20 protein-coding genes and 2 tRNA genes are annotated in these 21,414 nt (G+C 62.2%); 10 read left to right on the top strand and 12 right to left on the bottom strand.

From position 1 onward, the window contains the following. Window positions 1–28: 28 nt before the first annotated feature. The 3 genes from ACMO9O_RS07085 to ACMO9O_RS07075 are packed head-to-tail and all read left to right on the top strand — an operon-like array spanning window position 29 to window position 4,055. Window positions 29–3,022, top strand: a complete 2,994-nt coding sequence (locus ACMO9O_RS07085; protein WP_418983127.1) for a DUF748 domain-containing protein — start codon at window positions 29–31, stop codon at window positions 3,020–3,022. Next, a complete protein-coding gene (locus tag ACMO9O_RS07080; protein WP_418983126.1) occupies window positions 3,019–3,399 on the top strand; it encodes an acyltransferase family protein in 381 nt (126 codons plus the stop codon). The genes ACMO9O_RS07085 and ACMO9O_RS07080 overlap by 4 nt, the downstream gene beginning before the upstream one ends. After that, a complete protein-coding gene (locus tag ACMO9O_RS07075; RefSeq protein ID WP_418983124.1) occupies window positions 3,381–4,055 on the top strand; it encodes an acyltransferase family protein in 675 nt (224 codons plus the stop codon). The genes ACMO9O_RS07080 and ACMO9O_RS07075 overlap by 19 nt, the downstream gene beginning before the upstream one ends. A gap of 287 nt (window positions 4,056–4,342) precedes the next feature. Here the strand turns inward: ACMO9O_RS07075 and ACMO9O_RS07070 are convergent. From ACMO9O_RS07070 to ACMO9O_RS07055, 4 genes are all read right to left on the bottom strand, one after another. Next, a tRNA-Pro gene (locus ACMO9O_RS07070) sits at window positions 4,343–4,417 on the bottom strand. A 678-nt stretch (window positions 4,418–5,095) separates the two neighbouring features. After that, a tRNA-Pro gene (locus ACMO9O_RS07065) sits at window positions 5,096–5,170 on the bottom strand. 305 nt (window positions 5,171–5,475) lie between these two features. Continuing rightward, on the bottom strand, window positions 5,476–6,549 hold the full coding sequence (locus ACMO9O_RS07060) for a TIGR04133 family radical SAM/SPASM protein (protein ID WP_418983122.1): 1,074 nt from the start codon (window positions 6,547–6,549) through the stop codon (window positions 5,476–5,478). Between the two features lie 12 nt (window positions 6,550–6,561). Continuing rightward, the gene (locus ACMO9O_RS07055; RefSeq protein ID WP_418983120.1) at window positions 6,562–6,846 is read right to left on the bottom strand and encodes a hypothetical protein; all 285 of its coding nucleotides are present in this window, start codon (window positions 6,844–6,846) and stop codon (window positions 6,562–6,564) included. A 320-nt stretch (window positions 6,847–7,166) separates the two neighbouring features. Here ACMO9O_RS07055 and ACMO9O_RS07050 point away from each other — a divergent pair, with 320 nt between their 5' ends. After that, a complete protein-coding gene (locus ACMO9O_RS07050) occupies window positions 7,167–7,367 on the top strand; it encodes a cold-shock protein (protein ID WP_418983118.1) in 201 nt (66 codons plus the stop codon). Between the two features lie 134 nt (window positions 7,368–7,501). Next, window positions 7,502–8,737, top strand: a complete 1,236-nt coding sequence (locus tag ACMO9O_RS07045) for a 6-phosphofructokinase (RefSeq protein WP_418983117.1) — start codon at window positions 7,502–7,504, stop codon at window positions 8,735–8,737. A 66-nt stretch (window positions 8,738–8,803) separates the two neighbouring features. Here the strand turns inward: ACMO9O_RS07045 and ACMO9O_RS07040 are convergent, their stop codons facing one another. Further along, window positions 8,804–9,268, bottom strand: a complete 465-nt coding sequence (locus tag ACMO9O_RS07040) for a hypothetical protein (RefSeq protein ID WP_418983116.1) — start codon at window positions 9,266–9,268, stop codon at window positions 8,804–8,806. Between the two features lie 131 nt (window positions 9,269–9,399). Continuing rightward, window positions 9,400–9,903: an SLOG family protein gene (locus ACMO9O_RS07035; protein ID WP_418983115.1), complete on the bottom strand. Its 504-nt coding sequence runs from the start codon at window positions 9,901–9,903 to the stop codon at window positions 9,400–9,402. 125 nt (window positions 9,904–10,028) lie between these two features. Here ACMO9O_RS07035 and ACMO9O_RS07030 point away from each other — a divergent pair, with 125 nt between their 5' ends. Both ACMO9O_RS07030 and ACMO9O_RS07025 read left to right on the top strand, forming a co-directional pair. Further along, the gene (locus ACMO9O_RS07030) at window positions 10,029–10,238 is read left to right on the top strand and encodes a YtxH domain-containing protein (RefSeq protein ID WP_418983113.1); all 210 of its coding nucleotides are present in this window, start codon (window positions 10,029–10,031) and stop codon (window positions 10,236–10,238) included. Window positions 10,239–10,256: 18 nt separating this feature from the next. After that, window positions 10,257–10,595, top strand: a complete 339-nt coding sequence (locus ACMO9O_RS07025) for a hypothetical protein (protein WP_418983111.1) — start codon at window positions 10,257–10,259, stop codon at window positions 10,593–10,595. Window positions 10,596–10,850: 255 nt separating this feature from the next. On the opposite strand, the gene ACMO9O_RS07020 is transcribed toward ACMO9O_RS07025, so the two are convergent. Together ACMO9O_RS07020 and ACMO9O_RS07015 are read right to left on the bottom strand one after the other, a co-directional pair. Beyond that, window positions 10,851–11,405 carry an NADH peroxidase gene (locus tag ACMO9O_RS07020; RefSeq protein WP_418983110.1) on the bottom strand — a complete coding sequence of 185 codons (555 nt, stop codon included), beginning with the start codon at window positions 11,403–11,405 and terminating at the stop codon, window positions 10,851–10,853. 116 nt (window positions 11,406–11,521) lie between these two features. Continuing rightward, window positions 11,522–12,445, bottom strand: a complete 924-nt coding sequence (locus tag ACMO9O_RS07015) for a DUF5106 domain-containing protein (protein ID WP_418983109.1) — start codon at window positions 12,443–12,445, stop codon at window positions 11,522–11,524. A gap of 203 nt (window positions 12,446–12,648) precedes the next feature. On the opposite strand from ACMO9O_RS07015, the gene gadC reads away from it, so the two are divergent. From gadC to ACMO9O_RS07000, 3 genes are all read left to right on the top strand, one after another. After that, window positions 12,649–14,229, top strand: a complete 1,581-nt coding sequence (gene gadC, locus ACMO9O_RS07010) for a putative glutamine/gamma-aminobutyrate antiporter GadC (RefSeq protein ID WP_418983108.1) — start codon at window positions 12,649–12,651, stop codon at window positions 14,227–14,229. Between the two features lie 8 nt (window positions 14,230–14,237). Beyond that, window positions 14,238–15,221, top strand: coding sequence for a glutaminase A (gene glsA / locus ACMO9O_RS07005; protein WP_418983107.1), 984 nt, complete (start codon window positions 14,238–14,240; stop codon window positions 15,219–15,221). A gap of 200 nt (window positions 15,222–15,421) precedes the next feature. Then, on the top strand, window positions 15,422–16,768 hold the full coding sequence (locus tag ACMO9O_RS07000; RefSeq protein WP_418983105.1) for a helix-turn-helix domain-containing protein: 1,347 nt from the start codon (window positions 15,422–15,424) through the stop codon (window positions 16,766–16,768). Here ACMO9O_RS07000 and ACMO9O_RS06995 read toward each other — a convergent pair. From ACMO9O_RS06995 to ACMO9O_RS06980, 4 genes are all read right to left on the bottom strand, one after another. Next, window positions 16,756–17,313: a hypothetical protein gene (locus ACMO9O_RS06995; protein WP_418983104.1), complete on the bottom strand. Its 558-nt coding sequence runs from the start codon at window positions 17,311–17,313 to the stop codon at window positions 16,756–16,758. The two genes, ACMO9O_RS07000 and ACMO9O_RS06995, sit on opposite strands and share 13 nt — an antisense overlap. A 157-nt stretch (window positions 17,314–17,470) precedes the next feature. After that, window positions 17,471–19,192, bottom strand: coding sequence for an acyl-CoA dehydrogenase family protein (locus ACMO9O_RS06990; RefSeq protein ID WP_418983102.1), 1,722 nt, complete (start codon window positions 19,190–19,192; stop codon window positions 17,471–17,473). Between the two features lie 116 nt (window positions 19,193–19,308). Further along, window positions 19,309–20,328, bottom strand: coding sequence for an electron transfer flavoprotein subunit alpha/FixB family protein (locus ACMO9O_RS06985; RefSeq protein WP_418983101.1), 1,020 nt, complete (start codon window positions 20,326–20,328; stop codon window positions 19,309–19,311). Between the two features lie 11 nt (window positions 20,329–20,339). Beyond that, complete coding sequence (locus ACMO9O_RS06980) at window positions 20,340–21,224, bottom strand: electron transfer flavoprotein subunit beta/FixA family protein (protein WP_418983100.1); 885 nt, start codon at window positions 21,222–21,224, stop codon at window positions 20,340–20,342. Window positions 21,225–21,414: the final 190 nt, after the last annotated feature.

The raw sequence follows: 21,414 nt of genomic DNA, 5'->3' as shown, positions 1-21,414 counted from the left end.
ACCCGAACCCGCATTTTACTCCGAACCCATGAAGAAACCGCTGAAAATAACCCTGATCGTCATTGCCGTACTGGCCGGCATCCTTCTTGTGGCGGCCGTCGCCGTCTCCCCCGTGGCCAAACGTTACATCGAGCGGCACGACCGCGAACTGCTCGGCCGCTCGATCCGCATGGAACGGCTGCGCTTCAACCTCTTCACCGGACGGCTGCGCATCACGGACCTGCGCATCGGCGGGGCGGAGGATTCGACGACCTTTTTCCGCCTCGATTCGTTCGACATGCGCATGCGCCTCTGGCCGCTGCTGGCCCGGCGGATCGACGTGCGCCGCATCGCCTTCACGGGCCCCGATCTGAAAATCTACCAGCAGGGCACAGCGTTCTCGTTCGACGACATCCTCGACCGTTTCCGCGCAGACACGACCGCCACTCCCGAACCGGCCGAACCTGCGAAGCCGTGGGAGGTGGGCATCTACGACATCTCCATCCGCGACGGACATATCTTCTACAAGGACCTGCTGCTCGACGCCACCTGGGGGCTGAACGACGTGAACCTCACCATCCCCGGGGTCTACTTCTCGGGCGCGAAGACCGATGTGGGCGCGGTGCTCAACTTCGCCGAGGGCGGCTCGCTCGAAACCCGCGTGGCCTACGACATCGAGCGGTCGGATTTCGACATCGGCATCCGGCTCCGGGAGCTGGCGCTCGACGGCATGCTCCCCTACTTCCGCCAGTCGCTCGACGTGACGGACGTGGACGGGCGGTTGTCGGCCGACGTGCGGCTGCAGGGCGACCTGGAGCATCTGCTCTCGCTGCGCGCCTCGGGCGAGGCATCGCTCGCGGGGTTCGCCCTCTACGACGCGCAGCACCGTGAGGTGGCGGCGGTCGACACGCTGGCCGTGAAACTGACCGAGGGCGACCTGGGCCGGAACCGGTTCCGCCTCGAGAAGCTCTACATGAGCGGTTTTTCGGCCCTGGTGGAGCTTACGCCCGAGGGCGACAACATCTCGGCGCTGATGCGCACGGCCCCGGCCGGGAGCGGGCAGGCCGGGAGTGAGCAGGCCGGGGCCAAGCAGGCCGGGGCCAAGCGGGCCGGAAGTGAGCGGGCCGGGAACAGTCAGACCGCACCCGGCGCCGAAACGGCCGCGGAGGAGCCGGCCGCAGGGCTGGCCCCCGCGCCGACGCTGCAGATCGCCGATCTGGAGATCGCCCGCGGCAGCGTGACCCTGCGCGACCGCACCCTCCACCGTCCGTTCGAGTACCGCATCGGCGACATCCGCATGCACAGCCGCAATTTCGACCCGGCAGCGAAGAACAACCTGCTGATCGAGGCGCGCATGCAGCAGACCGGGCAGGCCCGCCTGCGCTGGGAAGGGACGCTCGACGGACTGGACAACCAGAATATCACGCTCTGGCTCTCGAACGTCGCGCTGGCCGACTTCGGGCCTTACTGCGAACATTACACGGCCTATCCGCTCACACACGGCAACCTCACCTTCCGCAGTCAGAACATCATCCGCAACCGACATCTCGACGGCACGAACCACCTCGACCTGTTCGAACCGGAGGCGGCCAAAAAACGCAAGGACCTCAAGCCCGAGATGCACATCCCGCTCAAACTGGGTCTCTACGTGCTCAAGGACAAAAAGGGGCACGTCAAGATGGATTTGCCGGTCAAAGGGAGCCTCGATTCGCCGGAGTTCTCCTACCGCAAAATCGTGATGAAAGCGATCGGCAACGTGCTGCTCAAGGTGGTGACGGCCCCGTTCTCGTTCCTGGGAGGGCATAAGGACAACCTGGAATACATCGCCCTCGATCCGCAGCAATACGCCTTCACCTCGGAGCAGTACGCCTCGCTCGACCGCATCGCGCAGCTGTTGCAGGAGAAACCCGAGATGCAGATCGTCCTCACCCAGCGGCTCGACCTGCAGCGCGCGCTGCCCGCGCAGGCGGCCAACGCCCTGCGGATGGCCTATGCCGCCCACCTGCAAGGGGCGGATTCGGCCGCCGCGAATTCCGTGCACCCGGCCATCGACGGCACAGCTGCCGTTCCGGCATCCGCTCCCGTCGCTTCGGACCGCGTTTCGGCTCCGTCCGACGCGACGCGACCGGTCCCCACGCCATCCGCACTTCCCGACAGCGCCGCCTCCGCAGCCGAGAATGCCGCCTCCGAGAACATCGCTTCTGCGTCGGAAAATTCCGCATTCGCATCCGACAGTTCAGCACCCGCGTCTGAGAATGCCGCCTCCGCGTCCGGCAGCTCGGCATCTGCATCCGGAAGTTCAGCTCCCGTGTCCGCTCACGCTGCCTCCCGGTCGGACAATGCCGCCGCTCCGGCTGCCCGGCCGCGCCTCTCGATGATCGAGTACGAGCGGCTTCTGCAACTCGATATACGCACGCCCGGGATCATGGCTTTCGCCGATTCGCTGCTCACGGCACGCGGCATCGCTCCGCACGGACTCTCCGCAGACCAAAAAGCGCGGACGCTCTTCGGCGAGCAGGCCGCACGCCAGCTGCGTCAGCTGATGTCCCTGCGCGACCGGGCCGTAGCCGAATACATGCTTTCGACCCACCGCCTCGCAGCACCCGCCTTCCGGCTGGAACCGCTCGATTCGGCAGCGCTGGAGAGCTACACGGGCCGCGACCGCTACACGATCTCGCTCGAAGTGGAGGGCGAACGCGTGGAGATCGGCGGCGCGTCCGACGCGGATAACGGGACCGCTCCGGATGCACCTGCATCCGCCGACGGCTCCGCTCCCATTACCGGTGAAACGGTAACGGCAGGGAAAACCTCGGCAAGCGGAGAAGCGACGATCGGAAAAACCTTGGCGGCAACGGAAACATCGGCAAGCGAGGGCATTGCGACGGTCGAGAAAGCAACGGCAGCCTCCTGCCCCGGTCCGCACGACCGGCCGGACCCCGCAGTCGGGCAACCATCCGACAACGGACAACCATCAACCAACAGGCAACCATCCGCTGCCGGACAATCCTCCTGCTCGGACAGTAACCGTCAATCCGCATTATGATCAAGACCTTGCAAATTCTGCGTGGAATCGCTGCCTTGTCGGTCGTAGGGTTCCACTTCCGGGTGTATCTATTCGCCGATTTTCCCGTGCTCGACGCATGCGCGGCGCAGGGCTTCATGGGCGTCAACCTCTTTTTCATCATCTCAGGGTTCATCATGTACCAAGTTACCGAGCGGAACCGCGACCCGTGGAAATTCATCGGCCGACGCTTCATCCGCATCGTTCCCCTCTACTGGCTGGCCCTGCTGACTTTCCGGGGGCTGGGCAGCCTGACCAATCCGGACACCTACCGCTCCATGTTATTTATACCGCTCGGGGGGGGGAATCGGGACCGCCGTTCTTCGGTTATGCAACCTGGATGGTCGGCTGGACACTGAACTACGAAGTCTTCTTCTACCTGCTCTTTTTCGGATCGCTGTTCCTGCGTAAATTCCGCTTCGCCGCGCTGTTCGCCGCTTTCGCGCTGCTTCATGCGCTCTTCATCCTCTTTACCGGAGTCCCCTTCCTGCAATCGTTCGACCCCTACCTCAAAATGCCGTGCGTTCATTCGCCCTACCTGGGCATGGCGATGAACCCGATGGTTCTGCTGTTTGGTGTCGGCATCCTCCTCGGCGCCCTCTACCAGACCAGCCGCCGCTGGCATCCGGCCTTCGACCTGATCCCGTTCGCGGCGGCAACGGTCGGAATCGTCCTGATGATCGTCCGTCCGCGGTTCGACGGCCACGGCCCGGCAACCTCGCTGTTCTGCCTGCTGGTTTTCGTGGCAGGGCTTTCGCTCGAACGCGTCCTTGATCGCAGCCGCAAGGTCTCGGCCGCCGTCCGGCCGTTGGTCTATCTGGGCAATATCAGCTATTCGATCTATATGCTGCATGTACTGTTCCTGTCGGAAAAGCTCCTGCAACCGCTTTCGCATACGCCCGGCTGGGTCCGCGTGACGGTGATTCTCACCCTTACGGTCGGCTCCTCAGCCCTGAGCTACCACCTGATCGAAAAACGCTTTTCCAACTTCCTGAAACGTAAATTGGGATGGTAGAGAGGAGGAGGCTTTTCTCCGAATAGCGATATCCTGCAAAAAACGACAGCACGCTTCATGCATACTGTCGTGTCGATGCTCTTGTCGGGGAGACTGGATTGGCTGCTGCGCGGTCTGCGACCGCTACGCAACGCCTTTCCACGAAAACCCCTTTGCATGACTACAAGATTCAATGCGAACCGCTATGCGGATTTTTTGTTGCTCATCACTTACGTTGAATAAATCCTCCCAGCGATCGAGCAACAAAAAAGCGTTTACAAAATTGTAAACGCCTGATTATCAATATGTCGGGGAGACTGGATTCGAACCAGCGACCCCCTGCTCCCAAAGCAGGTGCGCTAACCGGACTGCGCTACACCCCGTCGTTCCCGACCTTGCAGCGTGACCGTATCGTTTTCTCTGTCCGACAATCCCATACGCTCACGGCCCCGGCCGGGGGAACCTTTCGATTCCGGGGTGCAAAGATAGCGGCTTTTTTCCGTTCCGGCAAACTTTTACCGGTAAAAGGAACCCGACAAGCACGGAACGTAACCGGGAAATAAATTTCTGCTTGAAGAGACCCAACAAAAACGACAGCACGCTCGATGCTGACGTCGGGGAGACCGGATTGGCTGCTGCGCGGTCTTCGACCGCTCCGCGACGCCTTTCCACGAAAACCCCTTTGCGCATGCACAAGCCTCCGCGGCGAAACCTGCTTCGCAGACTTTTTTGCCTTTGAACGCAGTTTCGTGCAAGCCCGAACTGCGCTCAAAACAAAAAACCTTTGCTTTATGCAAAGGTTTCGCCGAATGTCGGCTTGTCGGGGAGACTGGATTCGAAGTGTGAAGCACTCGCGGAACGACAACTGTAAATAGGGCGCAAGCCCGTTTGTGATATTCGTCCCGCAACCAACACCCAAGAATCCAGGTACACGAACAGAACGGCATCGACCGCGCAGCGGTTTTTGTTGGGTGGCGAAAGCGGAAATTTATTTCACGGCTTGAAGACACCCAACAAAAAACGACAGCATGCTTTAGCGTGCTGTCGTGTCGATGCTGATGTCGGGGAGACTGGATTCGAACCAGCGACCTCCAACTCCCGAAGCTGGCGCGCTAACCGGACTGCGCTACACCCCGAACAGATGCCCTTATCATTTAAGAGCGCACAAAGATAACCCGAAAATCCGAATTGTCAAAATATTTCCGGAAAAAATTCTGCCAAAGCACCCGTCCGACCGGACGCAGAACAATAAAGAGCCTTGGAACGGCTCCGTTTGGCAGTAAGCCATGACGCCCCACGCCTGCCTGTGATCGCACGGCAACGGCACACAGCCGAGGGAAGAGCAACCCGGAATCCGCTCTACACATGACGCCCCCACGGCCGCCTGCGATCGCTCCGCAACAAACAACGGGAAAGAGCAATCCGGACCCCGACTGCCGCCCTACAACCGCTTATAATGACAGTAGAGCAACTCCCCGTCGTCGCCGTGCAGGTGCATACCGCCGCCGAGGCAGTAGCGGAACAGGCGGCAGTCGGCGCACGCGCCGCGGCGTGCCCACTCTCGGTTGCGGAACGGTTCGAAGCGGTTCTGCCATACGTCCCAGAAGTTGTCGCGGTAGATGTTGCCCTGATTGAAATTGGCCCGGATCGACGTGCAGCCCGAAATCGCGCCGTCGACACGGATCGAAGCCACCGAAACCCCCGCGGCACATTGGTAGAAGTGGTCGCGGACCTCCGCCTCGTAGCCGCCCAGAAACCCCTCGCAAGCGTAACTGGCGTCGATGCGCCCCTCCTGCCGGGTGCGGCGGATGAACTCCATCAGCGTACGGAACTGCTCGTCGGTCATCCGAAGCGAGTGATCGTCGCGGGCACGCCCCATCGGGAAGATCGAGAAGAGCCGCCAGTGGGCGACCCCCTCGGCGATCAGCATGTCGCGGAACGCTTCCAGCTGCGGGATCATCGCCCCGGTGACGCAGGTCACCACGTCGTAGGTCAGCGCCGGCTGCCGCACGATACGGCGGATGGCCTCCAGCGCCCGGTCGTAACTGAGCGGATTGCCCCGGATATAGTTGTGTTCGCGTTCGAAGCCGTCGAGGCTGACGGACACGGTCCTCAGTCCGGCATCGAGCAGACGCTCCAACCGCTCCGCGGTCAACGCCATGCCATTGGTCACCATCCCCCAGGCATAGCCGCGGCGGGTAACCTCCTGCCCGGCCCGTTCGAGGTCCTCGCGCACCAGCACCTCGCCGCCCGAAAAGATAAGGAGCACCTCCGCCGGATCGACGTGGGGCGTAATCTGCTCGTCGAGCACCTTCAGGAAGTCCTCCAGCGGCATGTCCCGCACGCCGGGGTCGACGCGGCAGTCGCTGCCGCAATGCCGGCAGGCGAGGTTGCAGCGGAGCGTACACTCCCAGAAAAGCGTATCGAGCCGATGCTCGGCCACGGTCGACGCATAGAGATCGGAAAAGATATTGAGGGCGATGCGCTTGCGCAGACCCAGCCGTCGGCGGGACATCGGCGTCGGCGGTTACTCCTCGACGGCCTCCTCGGCCAGAGGATCGAGCGGCGGAGCGACCGTGTTGCCGGAGCGATCGACCGAATCCTTCAGCGGAACCGACATCGCACCCTCCGGCGAACCTTTGCGGGGTATGCGCACACCGTACATGACCACCATGCGCGGGGTCTCCATCACGGTCGTATCCGCCTCGCCCGCAGCCGCGGGTTCCCCCTTGGCCGGTGCGTTCTTCACCGTGGAGCAAGCCGCCGAAAAGCCCAGCAGAGCCGCCAGCGCGAGTTTCAGTTTCTTATTCATAAGCCTCAATCAAATTAGATTCCCCGAAGATTTCGCCCGGCCGCCTTCCGGCCGTCCTGCGGCAGTGCCAGCCTCCCTTACGGGCCGCATCCGATCCACGCTCTCTGCACCCGGGAAACGGACCGACCCGGCCCGAGAGCCATCCTCCCGCCCCCGGATCTTTGCAGCGGGCATCCGTCGGGAACGTTCCGCGGGGAATCGGATCACCGAACAAATATAGGAAATTTATTCCAAAGACGAAAAAACATGCCAAAAAGTTTTGAGAACCAAGGTTTTTTACGTTACTTTGCCGAACACTTAACACTTTAATTCACATTTTTATGACAGGTAAGGTAAAATGGTTCGATAGCAAAAAAGGCTACGGATTCATTACCGGAGAGGACGGCAAGGAGATTTTCGTGCACTTCTCGGGTATCGCAACGGATGGTTTCAAGTCACTCAACGAAGGTCAGGCCGTCGAGTACGAAGTCGGCTCGGGAGCCAAGGGCGAGCAGGCCGTAAACGTGACCGTAATCGGGTAAACGATATTAACCGCGTTCATAAGGGAGGGTTTCGAAGCCTCCCTTTTTTCTTGCCCGTTTGAAAAAAAAGCCCTAATTTTGGGCGCTCGTATCGCAAAAACAGCATCTTAAAAATCATAAATCGCTACAAAACCATGAAAGAAGCAATCGCAATCCTAACCGGCGGCGGTCCGGCCCCCGGCATGAACACCGTGGTCGGCAGCGTCGCCAAGACCTTCATCCGCAAGGGCTACCGCGTGATCGGCCTGCACGAAGGCTACTCCGGGCTGTTCAACCCCACTCCCCGCACGGTGGACATCGACTATCCGATGGCCGACGGCATCTTCAACCAGGGCGGTTCGTTCCTGCAGATGAGCCGTTTCAAGCCCAAGGATTCGGACTTCGAGCATAACTTCAACCTCAAGTTCTTCACCGACAACAACGTCAAACTGCTGGTCACGGTGGGCGGCGACGACACGGCTTCAACCGCGAACCGCATCGCCAAGTTCCTGGAAGCCAACAAATACCCCATCGCCAACATCCACGTGCCGAAGACCATCGACAACGACCTGCCGCTTCCGAAGGGCACGCCCACGTTCGGCTACGAATCGGCCAAGGACAAGGGTACGGTCATCGCCCGCGCCGTCTATGTCGACGCCCGCACCAGCGGCAACTGGTTCGTGCTGGCAGCCATGGGCCGCTCGGCGGGTCACCTGGCGTTCGGTATCGGCGAGGCGTGCCACTACCCCATGATCGTTATCCCCGAAATGTTCGACAAGACGGAGATCACGGTGGACAAGATCGTCAAGCTGGTCATCTCGGCCATCGTCAAGCGCAAGATCATGGGCATGGACTACGGCGCTGCGGTCATCTCCGAGGGCGTGTTCCACTCGCTGTCCGACGAGGAGATCCGCAAGAGCGGCGTGCACTTCACCTACGACGAGCACGGACACCCCGAGCTGGGCAAGGTGTCGAAGGCGCACATCTTCAACGAGCTGATCGAGAAGCGGGTCAAGGAGCTGGGTCTCAAGGTCAAGAGCCGCCCCGTGGAGCTGGGCTATGAAATCCGCTGCCAGACCCCGATCGCCTACGACCTGACCTACTGCTCGGAGCTGGGTATCGGCGTGCACAAGCTCTTCGCCGAGGGCAAGACGGGCTGCATGGTCTACGTCGATTCGGAGGGCAACGTCTCGCCCCTCTATCTCAAAGATTTGCAGGACCCCGAAACGGGCAAGATTCCGCCCCGTCTGGTGGACATCCGTTCGGACAAGTTCACCTCCGTGGTCGAAAACATCCTCAACGCGATCGTTCCGGCCGACTACGAAGCCGCCCGCAAGTACCTGCCCAATCCCGAGGAGTACGACTTCCACCGGATTCTCAACTGGGAGTAACCCTCCGTCCGTATAAATGAATGAGCCGCCCTTTCGGGGCGGCTCATCTATTGTATGGGGATCGGGCTATTCGCCGCCGACCAGCGCGGCAACGACCTTGCCCTGGTAGGGCAGCTCCTCGCCGGCGGCTTTCACGACAGCCTGTGCATAGTCCAGCGACTTCTTGGCGGACTTGAGCTTCATGGGGTTCTTCACCTCCTTCAGTGCCGCGGCAGCCTCGCCGAGCACCTGAGCCGCATCCGAAAGGTCGGTCCCGGCCTTTTTGAGTTGTTCCGCCAAAGCCACCGGGTCGACGCCTTCCGCCTCACCCGTGAGCGCAGCCGTCGCATCGGCGATGGCGACTACCCCGCCGGCCAGCGACTGGCACTTGCCGACAGCCTCGTCGATCTTCTGAATGCCGCAATCCTTCGGTGCGGGCTGCCGGAGCAGGGCGATGCGGTCGGCCGAAGCCTGTTTCTCTTCCGGGGTCTGTGCCGCAACAGTTCCGGCGGCCAGCAGCACGGCTGCGGCCAAAACGATCCATTTCTTCATGTTTTCTCCTTCTTTGAGTTGGTTAGCGTCATAAAGATAGTAAAATTTGGACGTCTGCCCAATTTTTAAGCCCGAAACAAGGGGGAGGGGCAGACATCGAAGGCGTGCAGCTTATGCGGAAAGAAAAAGCCTCAGAACAATTCGGCCTGCATCGGGGTGGTCGGCGCGTCGGGATGGAGGTGGATGATGCGCCGTCCTTTCCGCTCCGCGCGGCGGACGGTGTAGCGCGTGCCGCCCGGCGAACCGTCGTACCACGCGACCAGCCGGGAAGCGTGTTCGACGAGGTAGTCGTTGCGCACGGCGTAGCAGCCGCGGTAGAACCCCTCCGAAAGCACCACCCGTTCATCCGCGGCGGCCAGAATCCGGTCGTATCGCTCGCGGTCGCGGGGCGGGAAGCGGCTCGCCTGCTCACGGAACGGGACGACGGCCACCAGCCGCATATCGGGGATCGTCTGCCGGCACGCGAGGACCGCTTCGGCGGCCGCAAGGTCGAAACCCACGGCCATACCGCTCAGAAAGGTCCTAACGCCCGACGCATGCAGCTCGCACACCGTGCGGCGCAGCGCCTCGTCGGCGCTTCCGTCGTAGGTGCGGTGGCCCGTAAAGGCGGCGGTCGCGGCGGGATCGGAGTTCATGGCATAAAGATAAGGCAAGCGGACGACAAAAACAAGTGGCCGTGCACGGTCCGCCCGATCGGAACGTGCGCTTTGGCCCGGACTTTGCAATTTCTCCCGCTGAATTCAATAAAATTTCAGCGACTATGAAAAACACAGGTATTACCATCGTATCGCTCGTGGGCGGTATGATCGTGGGTGCGGCGCTCGCCATGCTCTTCACGCCCCAGTCGGGTCCCGAAACCCGCAGGCAGATCAAGGACTTCATCGACGACGAGGTGGACAAGGTGAAGAGCGAGATCGAGAAGATGCGCTGCAAGTGCGACGAAGAGGGTGTTTGCGACTGCAACGACTAACGACGCCGCCCCGGAACGATGGATAACAAGCTGCCTTCGGGAGGCCGTCTGCTGACCTCGCTGCTCTTCTTCGCACTCTCGGCCACGTTCGCGCTGTTGCTGCTGCTGGCGGCGCTGCTCGTCTGGCTGTCGGACGTCACCGGATCGTTCATCCTCTCCGCGTCGATCCTGGCCGTCTTCTTCGCGCTGGTTTCGTGGGCGATCTACCGCTTTGCGATCCACCGCGCGCTCGACCAGATCCGCACGCAGGCCGCTACGGTCTACGAGGTGGCTCGCCTGGCCAAGGCCGGTTACGAGTGGGTAGTCGACAAGATCCGCTTCTTCAAAGCGCTCCACCAGCTGTTCCACGACCGGTAATATCCGTCCGACCGGAAAGAAGGCCGACTTTTTCGAAAGCCGGCCTTTTTTGGGTCACTCCCCGAAGAAGAACCGCTCCTGTCCGAAGGCGGGACGCAGCGGGTCGAACCACGTGGCCGACGCATCACAGCGGGCGAAGAGGGGGACGGCCCACCCAGCGGGAAGAGCGGCCCTCCAGCTCCATCCGGTCAGCACCCCGCAAAAAACCGCCGCAGCCCTCGGGGCTGCGGCGGTCGAACTGCTTTTTGGTGCGGACTACTTGCCGAAATAACGCTTGTAGAGGCCCTCGAAGCCCTTGCCGTGGCGCGCTTCGTCCTTGGCCATCTCGTGCACGGTGTCGTGCACGGCGTCGAGGTTCTGCTCCTTGGCCATGCGGGCCAGACGCATCTTGTCCTCGCACGCACCGCACTCGGCGTTCATGCGCTTGTAGAGGTTGGTCTTCGTGTCCCATACCACCTCGCCGATCAGCTCGGCGAACTTCGAGGCGTGCTCAGCCTCCTCCCAGGCGTAACGCTTGTAGGCCTCGGCGATCTCGGGATAGCCCTCGCGGTCGGCCTGCCGGCTCATGGCCAGGTACATGCCCACCTCGGTGCACTCGCCCATGAAGTGATTCTGCAGGCCCTCCCACAGCTCGGGGCTGGAACCCTTGCCGTCGCCGATCTTGTGGACGGTGACGAAATCCAGGTCGCCTTCCTGCTCGACGATCTCGACGAACTTCTCCTTGCCGACCTTACACATCGGGCACTGCTCGGGAGCCTCGGGTCCCTCGTGAATGTAACCGCATACGGTACAACGCCATTTCTTTGCCATAATCTTTGCTGTTTTGCGTGTTGGTTTCTGTTTGTAGGACAAAGATAGCGATTTCAAACGAAGCCGCCATCATTTTCCGATCGTCTTTTTTTATAGTCCGATAAGCCGCGCTTATATCAGCCGCGGCGGTCGATCACTTCCTCGATATAAAGTACGTCGGTCGAATCCTTCACTAGCACGCGCTTGTCGGCGTCGAGCAGGTAGAGGGCCGGGATGGCCGAGAGGTCGTAGCTGTTCGTCGCACGGATGACGCACCCGGCGTCGTAGCCGTTGATCCACGCTTGGGGTATCCGGTCGAGGTACGCGCGCCACGCCGTCAGGTCCTCGTCGGGGTAAATCGAGAGCACCTTCAGCCGCCCGCGTTCGATCATCTCGGAGAGCATCGGCGAGGAGACGATCGCCTCGCGGATTTCGCGGCACATCGGGCAGTCGGGGTTGTTGATGAAGACGAGGACGTATTCGGCCTCCACCCCGTAGAGGGTTCCCGTGCGGCCCGAGGCGAGCGTGTAGCGGAAGTCGTTGGCCCGCTCGCCGATGCGGTTTTGCAGGGCGGTCTCCAACTCGTAGGCGGGTCCGATCCGCTCGTACTCGTCGTACCACGGGCTTGCCAGCACGGCCCGCAGTACCGGAATGTAGAACTCGTCGTTGCGCAGCGGGGAGTTGGGGTCGTGCAGCACCTCGGCGCCCAGCCAGGCGAAGTAATCGAGCATGCGGCGCGACGTGCTCGCCCGCCGCATGAGCGAATCCATCGGCGCGCCGTCGGTCGGGTCAGCCATCAGGAGCGCGACGTAGCGCGCATAGGCTTCGACCAATTGCGCGGTGTCGGCCTCCGTAAGAAAGGTCGTGTCCGCAAAGTCGAAGCGGTCCCAGTAGTGCCGGCGCAGCCACTTCGTCCGCTCGGCGGGCGGCAGGGCGGCGGGCGGCAGAGCCGGCAGAAAGACGCGCGGGGCGGCAGAGGCGGGCTGCTGCGTCGCGGAGTTGCGTCGCCCTCCGCATGCGACGGCGGCAAGCGACAGTAGGATCAGCAGGATACGGCGCATGGACATTCTTTTTACGTTCATCGTGCGTGACCGCTCCGCTCCGGAGAGCTGGCCGAGGCGGCACGAACGCCCGGATTTCTTTCGGGTAAAGATAGCGTTTTTCGCCGACATTTCCCGGGCCGGAGGCTTAAAAGCGGGCCATCTGGCAGATTTGCACGGTAGTTGCACCTGCCGAGGCGTTAAAAAACCAAAAAATCTCACTTATGGATGTAAAGAAAACTGCCACAAGCACAGGTTTCAAGCTGAGCGTCATGACGCTCGCCATCATGAACGTGACCGCGGTCGTGAGCCTGCGCGGACTGCCCGCAGAGGCGGTCTACGGCCTTTCGTCGGCGTTCTACTACCTTTTTGCCGCCATCGTCTTCCTGATCCCCACGGCGATGGTCGCTGCCGAGCTGGCCGCGATGTTCTCCGACAAGCAGGGCGGCGTGTTCCGCTGGGTCGGTGAGGCGTACGGCGCACGCACGGGATTCCTCGCCATCTGGCTCCAGTGGATCGAATCGACGATCTGGTATCCCACGGTCCTGACGTTCGGAGCCGTGACGATCGCTTTCATCGGCATGAACGACGCGCACGACGCGACGCTGGCCTCGAACAAGATCTTCACGCTCTGCATGGTGCTGGCCATCTACTGGATCGCCACGTTCATCGCCCTGAAGGGTCTGGGCTGGGTCGGCAAGATCAGCAAGTGGGGCGGCATGATCGGTACGATCATCCCGGCGGCCCTGCTGATTATCCTTGGCATCATCTACCTGGCGACCGGCGGTCAGAACCACATGGACATGTCGCAGGGCTTCTTCCCCGATCTGTCGAAGTTCAACAACCTGGTGCTGGCCAGCAGCATCTTCCTCTTCTACGCGGGTATGGAGATGATGGGTATTCACGTGATGGACGTCAAGAATCCCTCGCGCAACTACCCCAAAGCGATCATCATCGGTTCGCTGGTGACGGTGCTGATCTTCATTCTGGGAACCTTCTCGCTGGGGCTTATCATTCCGGCCAAGGATATCAGCCTCACGCAGTCGCTGCTGGTGGGCTTCGACAACTACTTCAAGTACCTGCATATCTCGTGGGCGGGCCCGATCATCGCCATCGCGCTGATGTTCGGCGTGCTGGCCGGCGTGCTGACGTGGGTGGCCGGCCCTTCGAAGGGTATCTTCGCCGTGGGCAAGGCGGGCTACCTGCCGCCGTTCTTCCAGCGGACCAACCGCAACGGCGTGCAGCGCAACATTCTGCTGATTCAGGGCGGCGTGGTGACGCTGCTGGCGCTGCTGTTCGTGGTGATGCCGTCGGTACAGTCGTTCTACCAGATTCTCTCGCAGCTCACCGTGCTGCTCTACCTCATCATGTACATGCTGATGTTCTCCGCGGCGATCGTGCTGCGCTACAAGATGAAAAACACGCCCCGTCCGTTCCGCCTGGGCAAAGGCAACTGGCTGATGTGGCTGCTGGGCGTGGTCGGCTTCTGCGGCGCGCTGCTGGCCTTCATCCTCAGCTTCGTGCCGCCCAGCCAGATCTCCACGGGCAGCAGCACCGTCTGGTTCTCGGTGCTCATCATCGGCTGCATCGTGGTCGTGGGCGCTCCGTTCGTGATCTATGCGCTGCGCAAACCCTCGTGGAAAGACCCCGAGGCAGCGGCCCAGTTCGCCCCCTTCCATTGGGAGCAGCAGCCCGCCGTCCCCTCCGCAACCGCCGCTACTGCCGCCGCCAAGACGGCCCGACCGGTCAAGACCGACCCGCAGCCCGCGGCCAAGCCCTCGTCCACCGAACTGCATAACAAATAAGCGACGCCATGATTCAGCAAATCGACAAAGAGACCGTTCGGGAAGCCGTCCAGATGGCTTACGAACGCTGCAAGAACGAAACCGGCGGCAAGAACGCCGACTACATCCCCTACCTGGCCAACGTGCCGTCGAACCTGTTCGGCATCGCCGCCTGCCTGCCCGACGGCGAGGTGATCGCCGTGGGCGACACGGAGTACCGCTTCGGCATCGAATCGGTGTCGAAGGTACCCACGGCCATCCTGGCCATGAACCAGTACAGCGGCGAAGAGGTGCTCCAAAAGATCGGGGCCGACGCCACGGGGCTGCCGTTCAATTCGATCATGGCCATCCTGCTCGAAAAGGACCACCCCTCCACCCCGCTGGTCAACGCCGGCGCCATCGCAGCCTGCTCGATGATTCGCCCCGCAGGCGATGCCGACGCGAAGTGGAAAGCCATCGTCGGCTTCATCTCGGAGCTGGCCGGAGGAGAGGTCGAAGTCATCGACGAGTTGTACAAGTCGGAGACCGCGACCAATTTCAACAACAAGTCGATCGCCTGGCTGCTGAAGAACTACGGCCGCATCTACGACGATCCGGACCTGTCGCTGGACATCTACACGCGCCAGTGCTCGATCGGCATCACGGCCCGCCAGCTGGCCACCGTCGGCGCGACGATCGCGGGCGGCGGCGTGAACCCCGTGACTCACCGTCCCGTCTTCAAACCCGAGCTGGCGCCGAAGATCACCGCGATGATGGCCACCGTGGGCTTTTATGAGCACACGGGCGACTGGCTCTTCCTTACGGGGCTTCCCGCGAAGACGGGTGTCGGAGGCGGCATCCTGGGCGTCGTGCCGGGCGTGATGGGGCTGGCGGCGTTCGCACCTCCGCTCGACGAGGCGGGCAACTCGGTCAAGGCGCAGAAGGCGCTGAGCTACGTGGCCGGACACCTCAACCTCAACCTGTTCAACACCACGCGCTGCGTAATGCGCGCGTGCGAACCGGCTCAGGTCTGAGCCTACGGCGTCCGACGCATCCGAGAAGGGGTTTGCTGCGGCAAACCCCTTTTTCGTGTGCATTTTTCGCGCGCCGGATGCGCACTTTCGTTCAAAATGCGTATATTTAACCCATTAAATAATTCCGCAACCGAATTTTCCGGCCCGACGGGAGGCGTTTCCGCCCGGCCGCGCGAAAATTCCGACCCAAACTTCCGGACATGAACTACCCCGGCGCTCCGCATCTGATTATCCAAATCGTGCTCGACCTGGTGATGGCCGCGCTGGCCCTCCTGCTGATCGTCCGGGCGCAGGACAACCGGCTGCGGCTGATCTGGGGCGCGATGGTTCTGCTCTTCTCCCTTTCGATGCTGAGGGACAACTACCGCTGGCTCGGGACCGAGCCGCTCATCGTGCGCGACAGCCTCACGCTGCTCAGCATCCCGATCATAATCAAATGGTATCTGTTCGTGCACGCGCTGTCGCTCTTCACCATCGGTTCGCTCCGCCCGGAGTGGGTCACTCCCACGCGGCTCGCGGCGCTCTCGCAGCCCCCGATCCTCGCCTGCACCGTCGTGGCCTGCTACCTGTGGTTCGACGGTTATATCACCCCGCTGCACTCGACCGCGCAGATCGTCGCCCAAATCGGACATACCGACGTGCAGCTGCGGCTGGGGCTGTTCCTGCTCTCGGTCCTCACCCCGACGCTTACCCTGCTTGCGCCGCTCGTTTACAAATTCCCGCAGCAGCGCCGCCGGTCGCGGGGCATGTGCATCTACATCGCCTGCTTCGCGCTGATGCTTGCGGCCTATCTCCTCTTCGTGCTGGCCGTGAACCGCTGGGCGGTCTATGCGTTCGGATACGTCGCCGCCGCGCTGCCCATCTACCTGTCGGTGCTCTACCTGCGCGACGAGAACCCGCTGTCGCTGCCGCGCAACGTGGGGGATACCCCCGCGCAAACGCCCGAAACCCCCGAGTTCACAAGCTCCGACATCACCGCCTACAAGCTCTTCGACCGCATCGACAGCCTGATGAAGACGGACACCCCGTTCACCGATCCCGACTACACGCTCCGCAAGCTGGCCCAGCAGGTCGGCGCGAGCTGTACGCTCACCATGCGGGCCGTCAAGTGGGGCGGCTTCACGGGATTCCACGAATACGTCAATTTCCTGCGGCTGGAGCATTTCAAGCTCATCGCCGACCGCATGCCGGGCGCGACCATCAAGGAGCTGATGTTCCGCTGCGGCTTCACTTCGCGGTCGAGTTTCTACCGCCACTTCTCCGAACAGGAGTCGATGTCGCCTAAGGAGTACCTCGAGCGGCGCAACCTGGCCGGGGGGGGGAATTTTGCCGAAAGAAACCGCCCGTGCGGCCGGGACGGCCGCCCCGGTCGGCCGGGACGCCGCGCGCGGGGAGTGCTCCGACGCCGGCGCGGGAGGAACGGATCGACACCGATCCGGAGTGTCCCAAGCCGACACTCCCCAACGACCGTCCTGAATAGCCACATAAAAGCCGTCCTTTTCGGGGACGGCTTTTTCCTGCGTTCGGACGAGGGTCAAAACCGGTAGCGCGCGCCGACGAGCAGACAGCCCGACACGCCGACTCCCGCTTCGGCATACGCCGCCAGGTTGCCGCCGACCTCGATGCCGATAAGCGAGAGCTGATAGGCGAAGAGCGATTCCGAATGCTTCTCTCCGTCGATCTTGGCCCGGCGGAAAGCGGCCCCCGCAGAGAGTCTCGAATAGAGGCGGATCATCCGCCGGCTGAACCACGCGGCCTTGACGTCTTGCATCACCGACCAGTAGCTGTTGTCGACCTTCACGCGCGAAACCCCATCCTCGAAAAATTCGCTTTCGTTGGTCGAATAGACCACCTGCATGCCGAGGCTGATCCGTTCCGTCAGCCGGAAATTGTACCCCACCGTCACAGCTCCCCAGTCGTTCTGCCGGGAATCCATGCCCGGAAACAGCCCCGCCAGGGTGGTCAAAAAGGAATCGACCCAGTCGGTAGCGGGGGTGTAACCATAGGAAACGCTCAGCTCGCTGCGGTTCGAACGGGCAAAAAGCTGCGCCGCAAAGAGCACGGCCAGAAGGGTAAAAACTGTTTTTCTCATGTCCTGAAACGTTTGGTTCGGCTGACAAGATACGAAATTTCGGCTTTTTGACCGCTTCGGGCAGGCACAACGGGACCCCTTGCAAACAGAACGGGAAAGGTTCCCGTGAGAACCTTTCCCGTTGTCGGCCGCACGTCGGTCCGTGCCGGCATCGGCCTTACGCCTCCTCTTCGACCCGGTAGAGGGCCACGTCGTCGGTCGTGGAGTTCATCACCACGGTGTGGGCCTCGGCGATCTTCCCCTCGGCCAGCTTGGCGAAGATGCGCGCCGGAGCGACGTAATCGGCGCACTCCCCGGCCTGACGGCAGAGCAGGTAGGTGATGATGATGTGTCCGGCGGTCTCGACCAGGCGGCGGGCATGGAAGTCCTTGAATCCGGGGACCTCCTTGTCGCCGGCCTCGACACGGGCCGTCATTTCGACGAAGCGGGCGGTCAGTTCGCGCAGCTTCGCCGCGACGGGCTGCACGGCCTCGGCATATTCGGCGGCGGCGTAGCGCTCGATCTGTTCGAGGAACGTGCCCTTGGTCACGGCGTTGATGGCGGCCACGACCTGCAGCTGCGACGTCCCCTCGTAGATGTTCATGATGCGCGCGTCGCGGTAGAGCCGCTCGCAGGGGTAATCCTTCATGAAGCCCGAGCCCCCGTGGATCTGCACGGCGTCGTAAGCCAGCTGGTTGGCGTACTCCGACGAGAAGAGCTTCACCAGCGGCGTGAAGCCGTCGGCCAGGCGCGTGTAGAACTTCATCTCCTGCCGCTCCTCCGCTTCGAGCGGCCGTTCGTGGGAGATATGAGTGTACTGCTTGTAAATCTCGACGAAGCGCGTGGTTTCGTAGAGCAGCGCGCGCGCACCGACCAGCTTGGCGTGCATCACGGAGAGCATCTCCGAGACGGCGGCGAAGCGGACGATCGGCTTGCCGAACTGCTCGCGCTCGCGGGCGTACTTCAACGCCTCGCGGTAGGCGGCCTCGCACGTGCCGACCGACTGCGCGCCGATGCCCAGACGGGCGGCGTTCATCAGCGACATCACATATTTGATAAGGCCCATCTTCCGGTCGCCGACCAGCTGCGCCGGGGCGTTCGTGAAGACCAGCTCGCACGTGGGCGAACCCTTGATACCCATCTTGTTCTCGATGCGGCGCACCTTCACCCCGCCGTCGCGCTTGTCGTAGACGAGCATCGACAGGCCGCGGGCGTCGGTCGTCCCCTCCTCCGTGCGCGCCAGCACCAGCGACACGTCGCCGTCGCCGTTGGTGATGAAACGCTTCACGCCGTTCAGCAGCCAGGTCTGCCTCTCTTCGGACCAGGTGGCCTTGAGCATCACCGCACCCAGGTCCGAACCGGCGTCCGGCTCCGTGAGGTCCATGGCGCACGTAGCGCCCGCCGAAACCCACGGCAGGTATTTCTGCTTCAGCTCCTCCGAGGCGAACTCGTTGAGCGTCTCGGCGCAGTCCTGCAACCCCCAGATGTTCTCGAAGCCGGCATCGGCGCGGGCGACCATCTCGTTGGCCATCACGAAGCAGACCAGCGGGAAGTTCAGGCCGTCGTACTTGCGCGGGAGCGTCAGTCCGCTCAGCCCCGCATCGACGATGGCCTTGAGGTTCTGCACCGTACCCGCGGCGTACTCCACGTGGTCGCCGACCACGCGCGGACCCTCGTGGTCCACGCTCTCGGCGTTGGGAGCGATAACCTCGCCGCAAACCTCGCCGGCAATCTCCAGCACGCGGCGGTAAGAGTCCATCGCATCGTCGAAATCCTGCGGAGCGTGGTCGTAAAGCTCCTTTTCGGCGAAGCCGCGCTCTTTCAGCTCCACGATCTTGCGCATCGCGGGATGCTGGAGGTGGAACTGCAAATCCTTATTGTCTGAAAAGAAATTAGCCATGTTTTTTGCTTCTTTGTTTCCGATTTCCGAAGCGCCTGTTCCGGCATCCGCCAAAGGCTGCGAGTGACTGCCGGAGCGGACGGGAAGGTCTCGAAGGCGCCTTCGGATACCGAAAACTATTTCGAATTTTGTTTGTAGTACTTGATCATCTTGGGAATCACCTCGTTCACGTCGCCCGTAATCACGTAGTCGGCGATCTTATTGATCGGAGCCTCCGGGTCGGTGTTGATGGCGATGACCATCGCCGACTGGTCCATGCCGGCCGTGTGCTGAATCTGACCCGAGATGCCGCAGGCGATGTAGAGCTTCGGACGGACCGTGACGCCCGTCTGGCCCACCTGGCGGGCATGGTCGGTGAATCCGGCATCGACGGCGGCGCGGCTCGCACCCACCTCGGCGCCGAGCACCGCGGCCAGCTCGTGCACCAGACGGAAGTTCTCCTTCGAACCCATGCCGTAGCCGCCGGCGACGATGACGCCTGCGCCCTTGATGTCGATCTTGCGCTCCTCGATCTGCCGGTCGACGATCTTCACCGCCAGGTCGGCGTCCTTCACGTACTTCTTCCAGTCGATCGTCTTCCGCTCGCCCGCACCGGTTTTGGCGGCGTACTCCTTGCGCATCACGCCCTCGCGGACGGTAGCCATCTGGGGACGGTGGTCGGGGTTGACGATCGTGGCGATGATGTTGCCGCCGAACGCCGGGCGGATCTGGTAAAGCAGGTCCTTATACCCTTTGCCCGACTTGGGGTCGGCGTGGTCGCCGATCACCAGCTGCGTGCAGTCGGCCGTAAGACCGCTGTGCAGCGCCGAGGAGACGCGCGGCGCGAAGTCGCGGCCGATGCAGGTCGCACCGAACAGGACGATCTGCGGTTTCTCCTCTTCGATCAGTCCGCACATGACGGCCGTGTGGGGCAGCGTGCGGAACGGAGCGAAAATCGCATCGTCGGCCGTCCACACCGTGTCGGCCCCGTATTTGGCCAGCTCGGAGGCCAGCTCCCCCACCCCGTGGCCGATGACCACGGCTTCGAGCTTCACACGAAGCGTATCGGCCAGTTCGCGGCCTTTGGTCAGCAGTTCGAGACTTACGTCGGCGACCTTGCCGCCTTCGAGTTCGATATATACGAATATGTTGTTCATCTCTTTCGGGATTAGCCGAGCGTGTGGCTCGCAATAAGTTCTACCATCAGTTCATTCACGTCGCAGTCGGAAGCGGTGAGCCGCTTGGCCTCCTTGGCGGCGAAGACCACGTTTTCGATCTTCTTGACCTTCGTGGGCGAACCCTGCAGGCCCAGCTGCTGCGGATCGGGATCGACGTCTGCGGCGGCCCACTCCACGATCTGCAGGGCGGGTTTCGACGCGGCACGGCGTGCGGCGACCGACTCGGGATCGGCGGCGATCTCCGACTTCGAAAGGGCGAACTTGTAGGTCATCACGCGCTTGGCGTTGCGCGGACGGCACTCCGCGGCCGAAGCGTTGACCGTAACGACGGCCGGGATCGGGCACTCGACCACCTCGGTTCCGTGCTCCAGGCGGCGTTTGATGAGGAGCGCACCCGAACAGATATCGACGATCTCTTCGGCATAGGTCACCTGCGGCAGGCCCAGCTTCTCGGCCACCTGCGGGCCGACCTGCGCCGTGTCGCCGTCGATGGCCTGACGGCCTGCGACGATGACGTCGGCGTCGATCTTTTTCAGGGCGCACGAAAGGGCGTAGGAGGTGGCCAGCGTATCGGAGCCGGCAAATTCGCGGCCCGAGAGCAGGTAACCGCCGTCCGCACCGCGGAACATGGCGTCGCGGATGATGTCGGCGGCGCGCTGGGGCCCCATCGTCAGCACGTGGACCGTCGAACCCGGCACGCGGTCCTTCAACGTGAGGGCCGCTTCGAGCGCATTGAGGTCTTCGGGGTTGAAAATAGCCGGCAGCGCCGCGCGGTTGACCGTCCCTTCGGGGGTCATCGCGTCCTTACCCACGTTGCGGGTGTCGGGAACCTGCTTGGCCAGTAGTACGATTTTAAGAGGTTGTTGTGATTTCATACAGTATTTAAGTATGTATTTTAGTTCGATTATAGTTCGCTCTGTCGGTTCCTGTCGTCTATTGTCTGATGCCTGTTTCGCGCTTCCGGCCGCTGTTTGCACGGACCGCATAACACCTATCAAATGCGGCTCTTCGAGCCGCGCGGGCCGCAGCCTCCGGCGGCGGCCCCCCATTGGCGTTCCTCCGCAG

Source organism: Alistipes sp. (assembly GCF_048465635.1).
Lineage (GTDB): Bacteria > Bacteroidota > Bacteroidia > Bacteroidales > Rikenellaceae > Alistipes.
The sequence above is the reverse complement of the archived record's forward strand: the minus strand, read 5'-3'. Positions and strand labels throughout refer to the sequence as shown.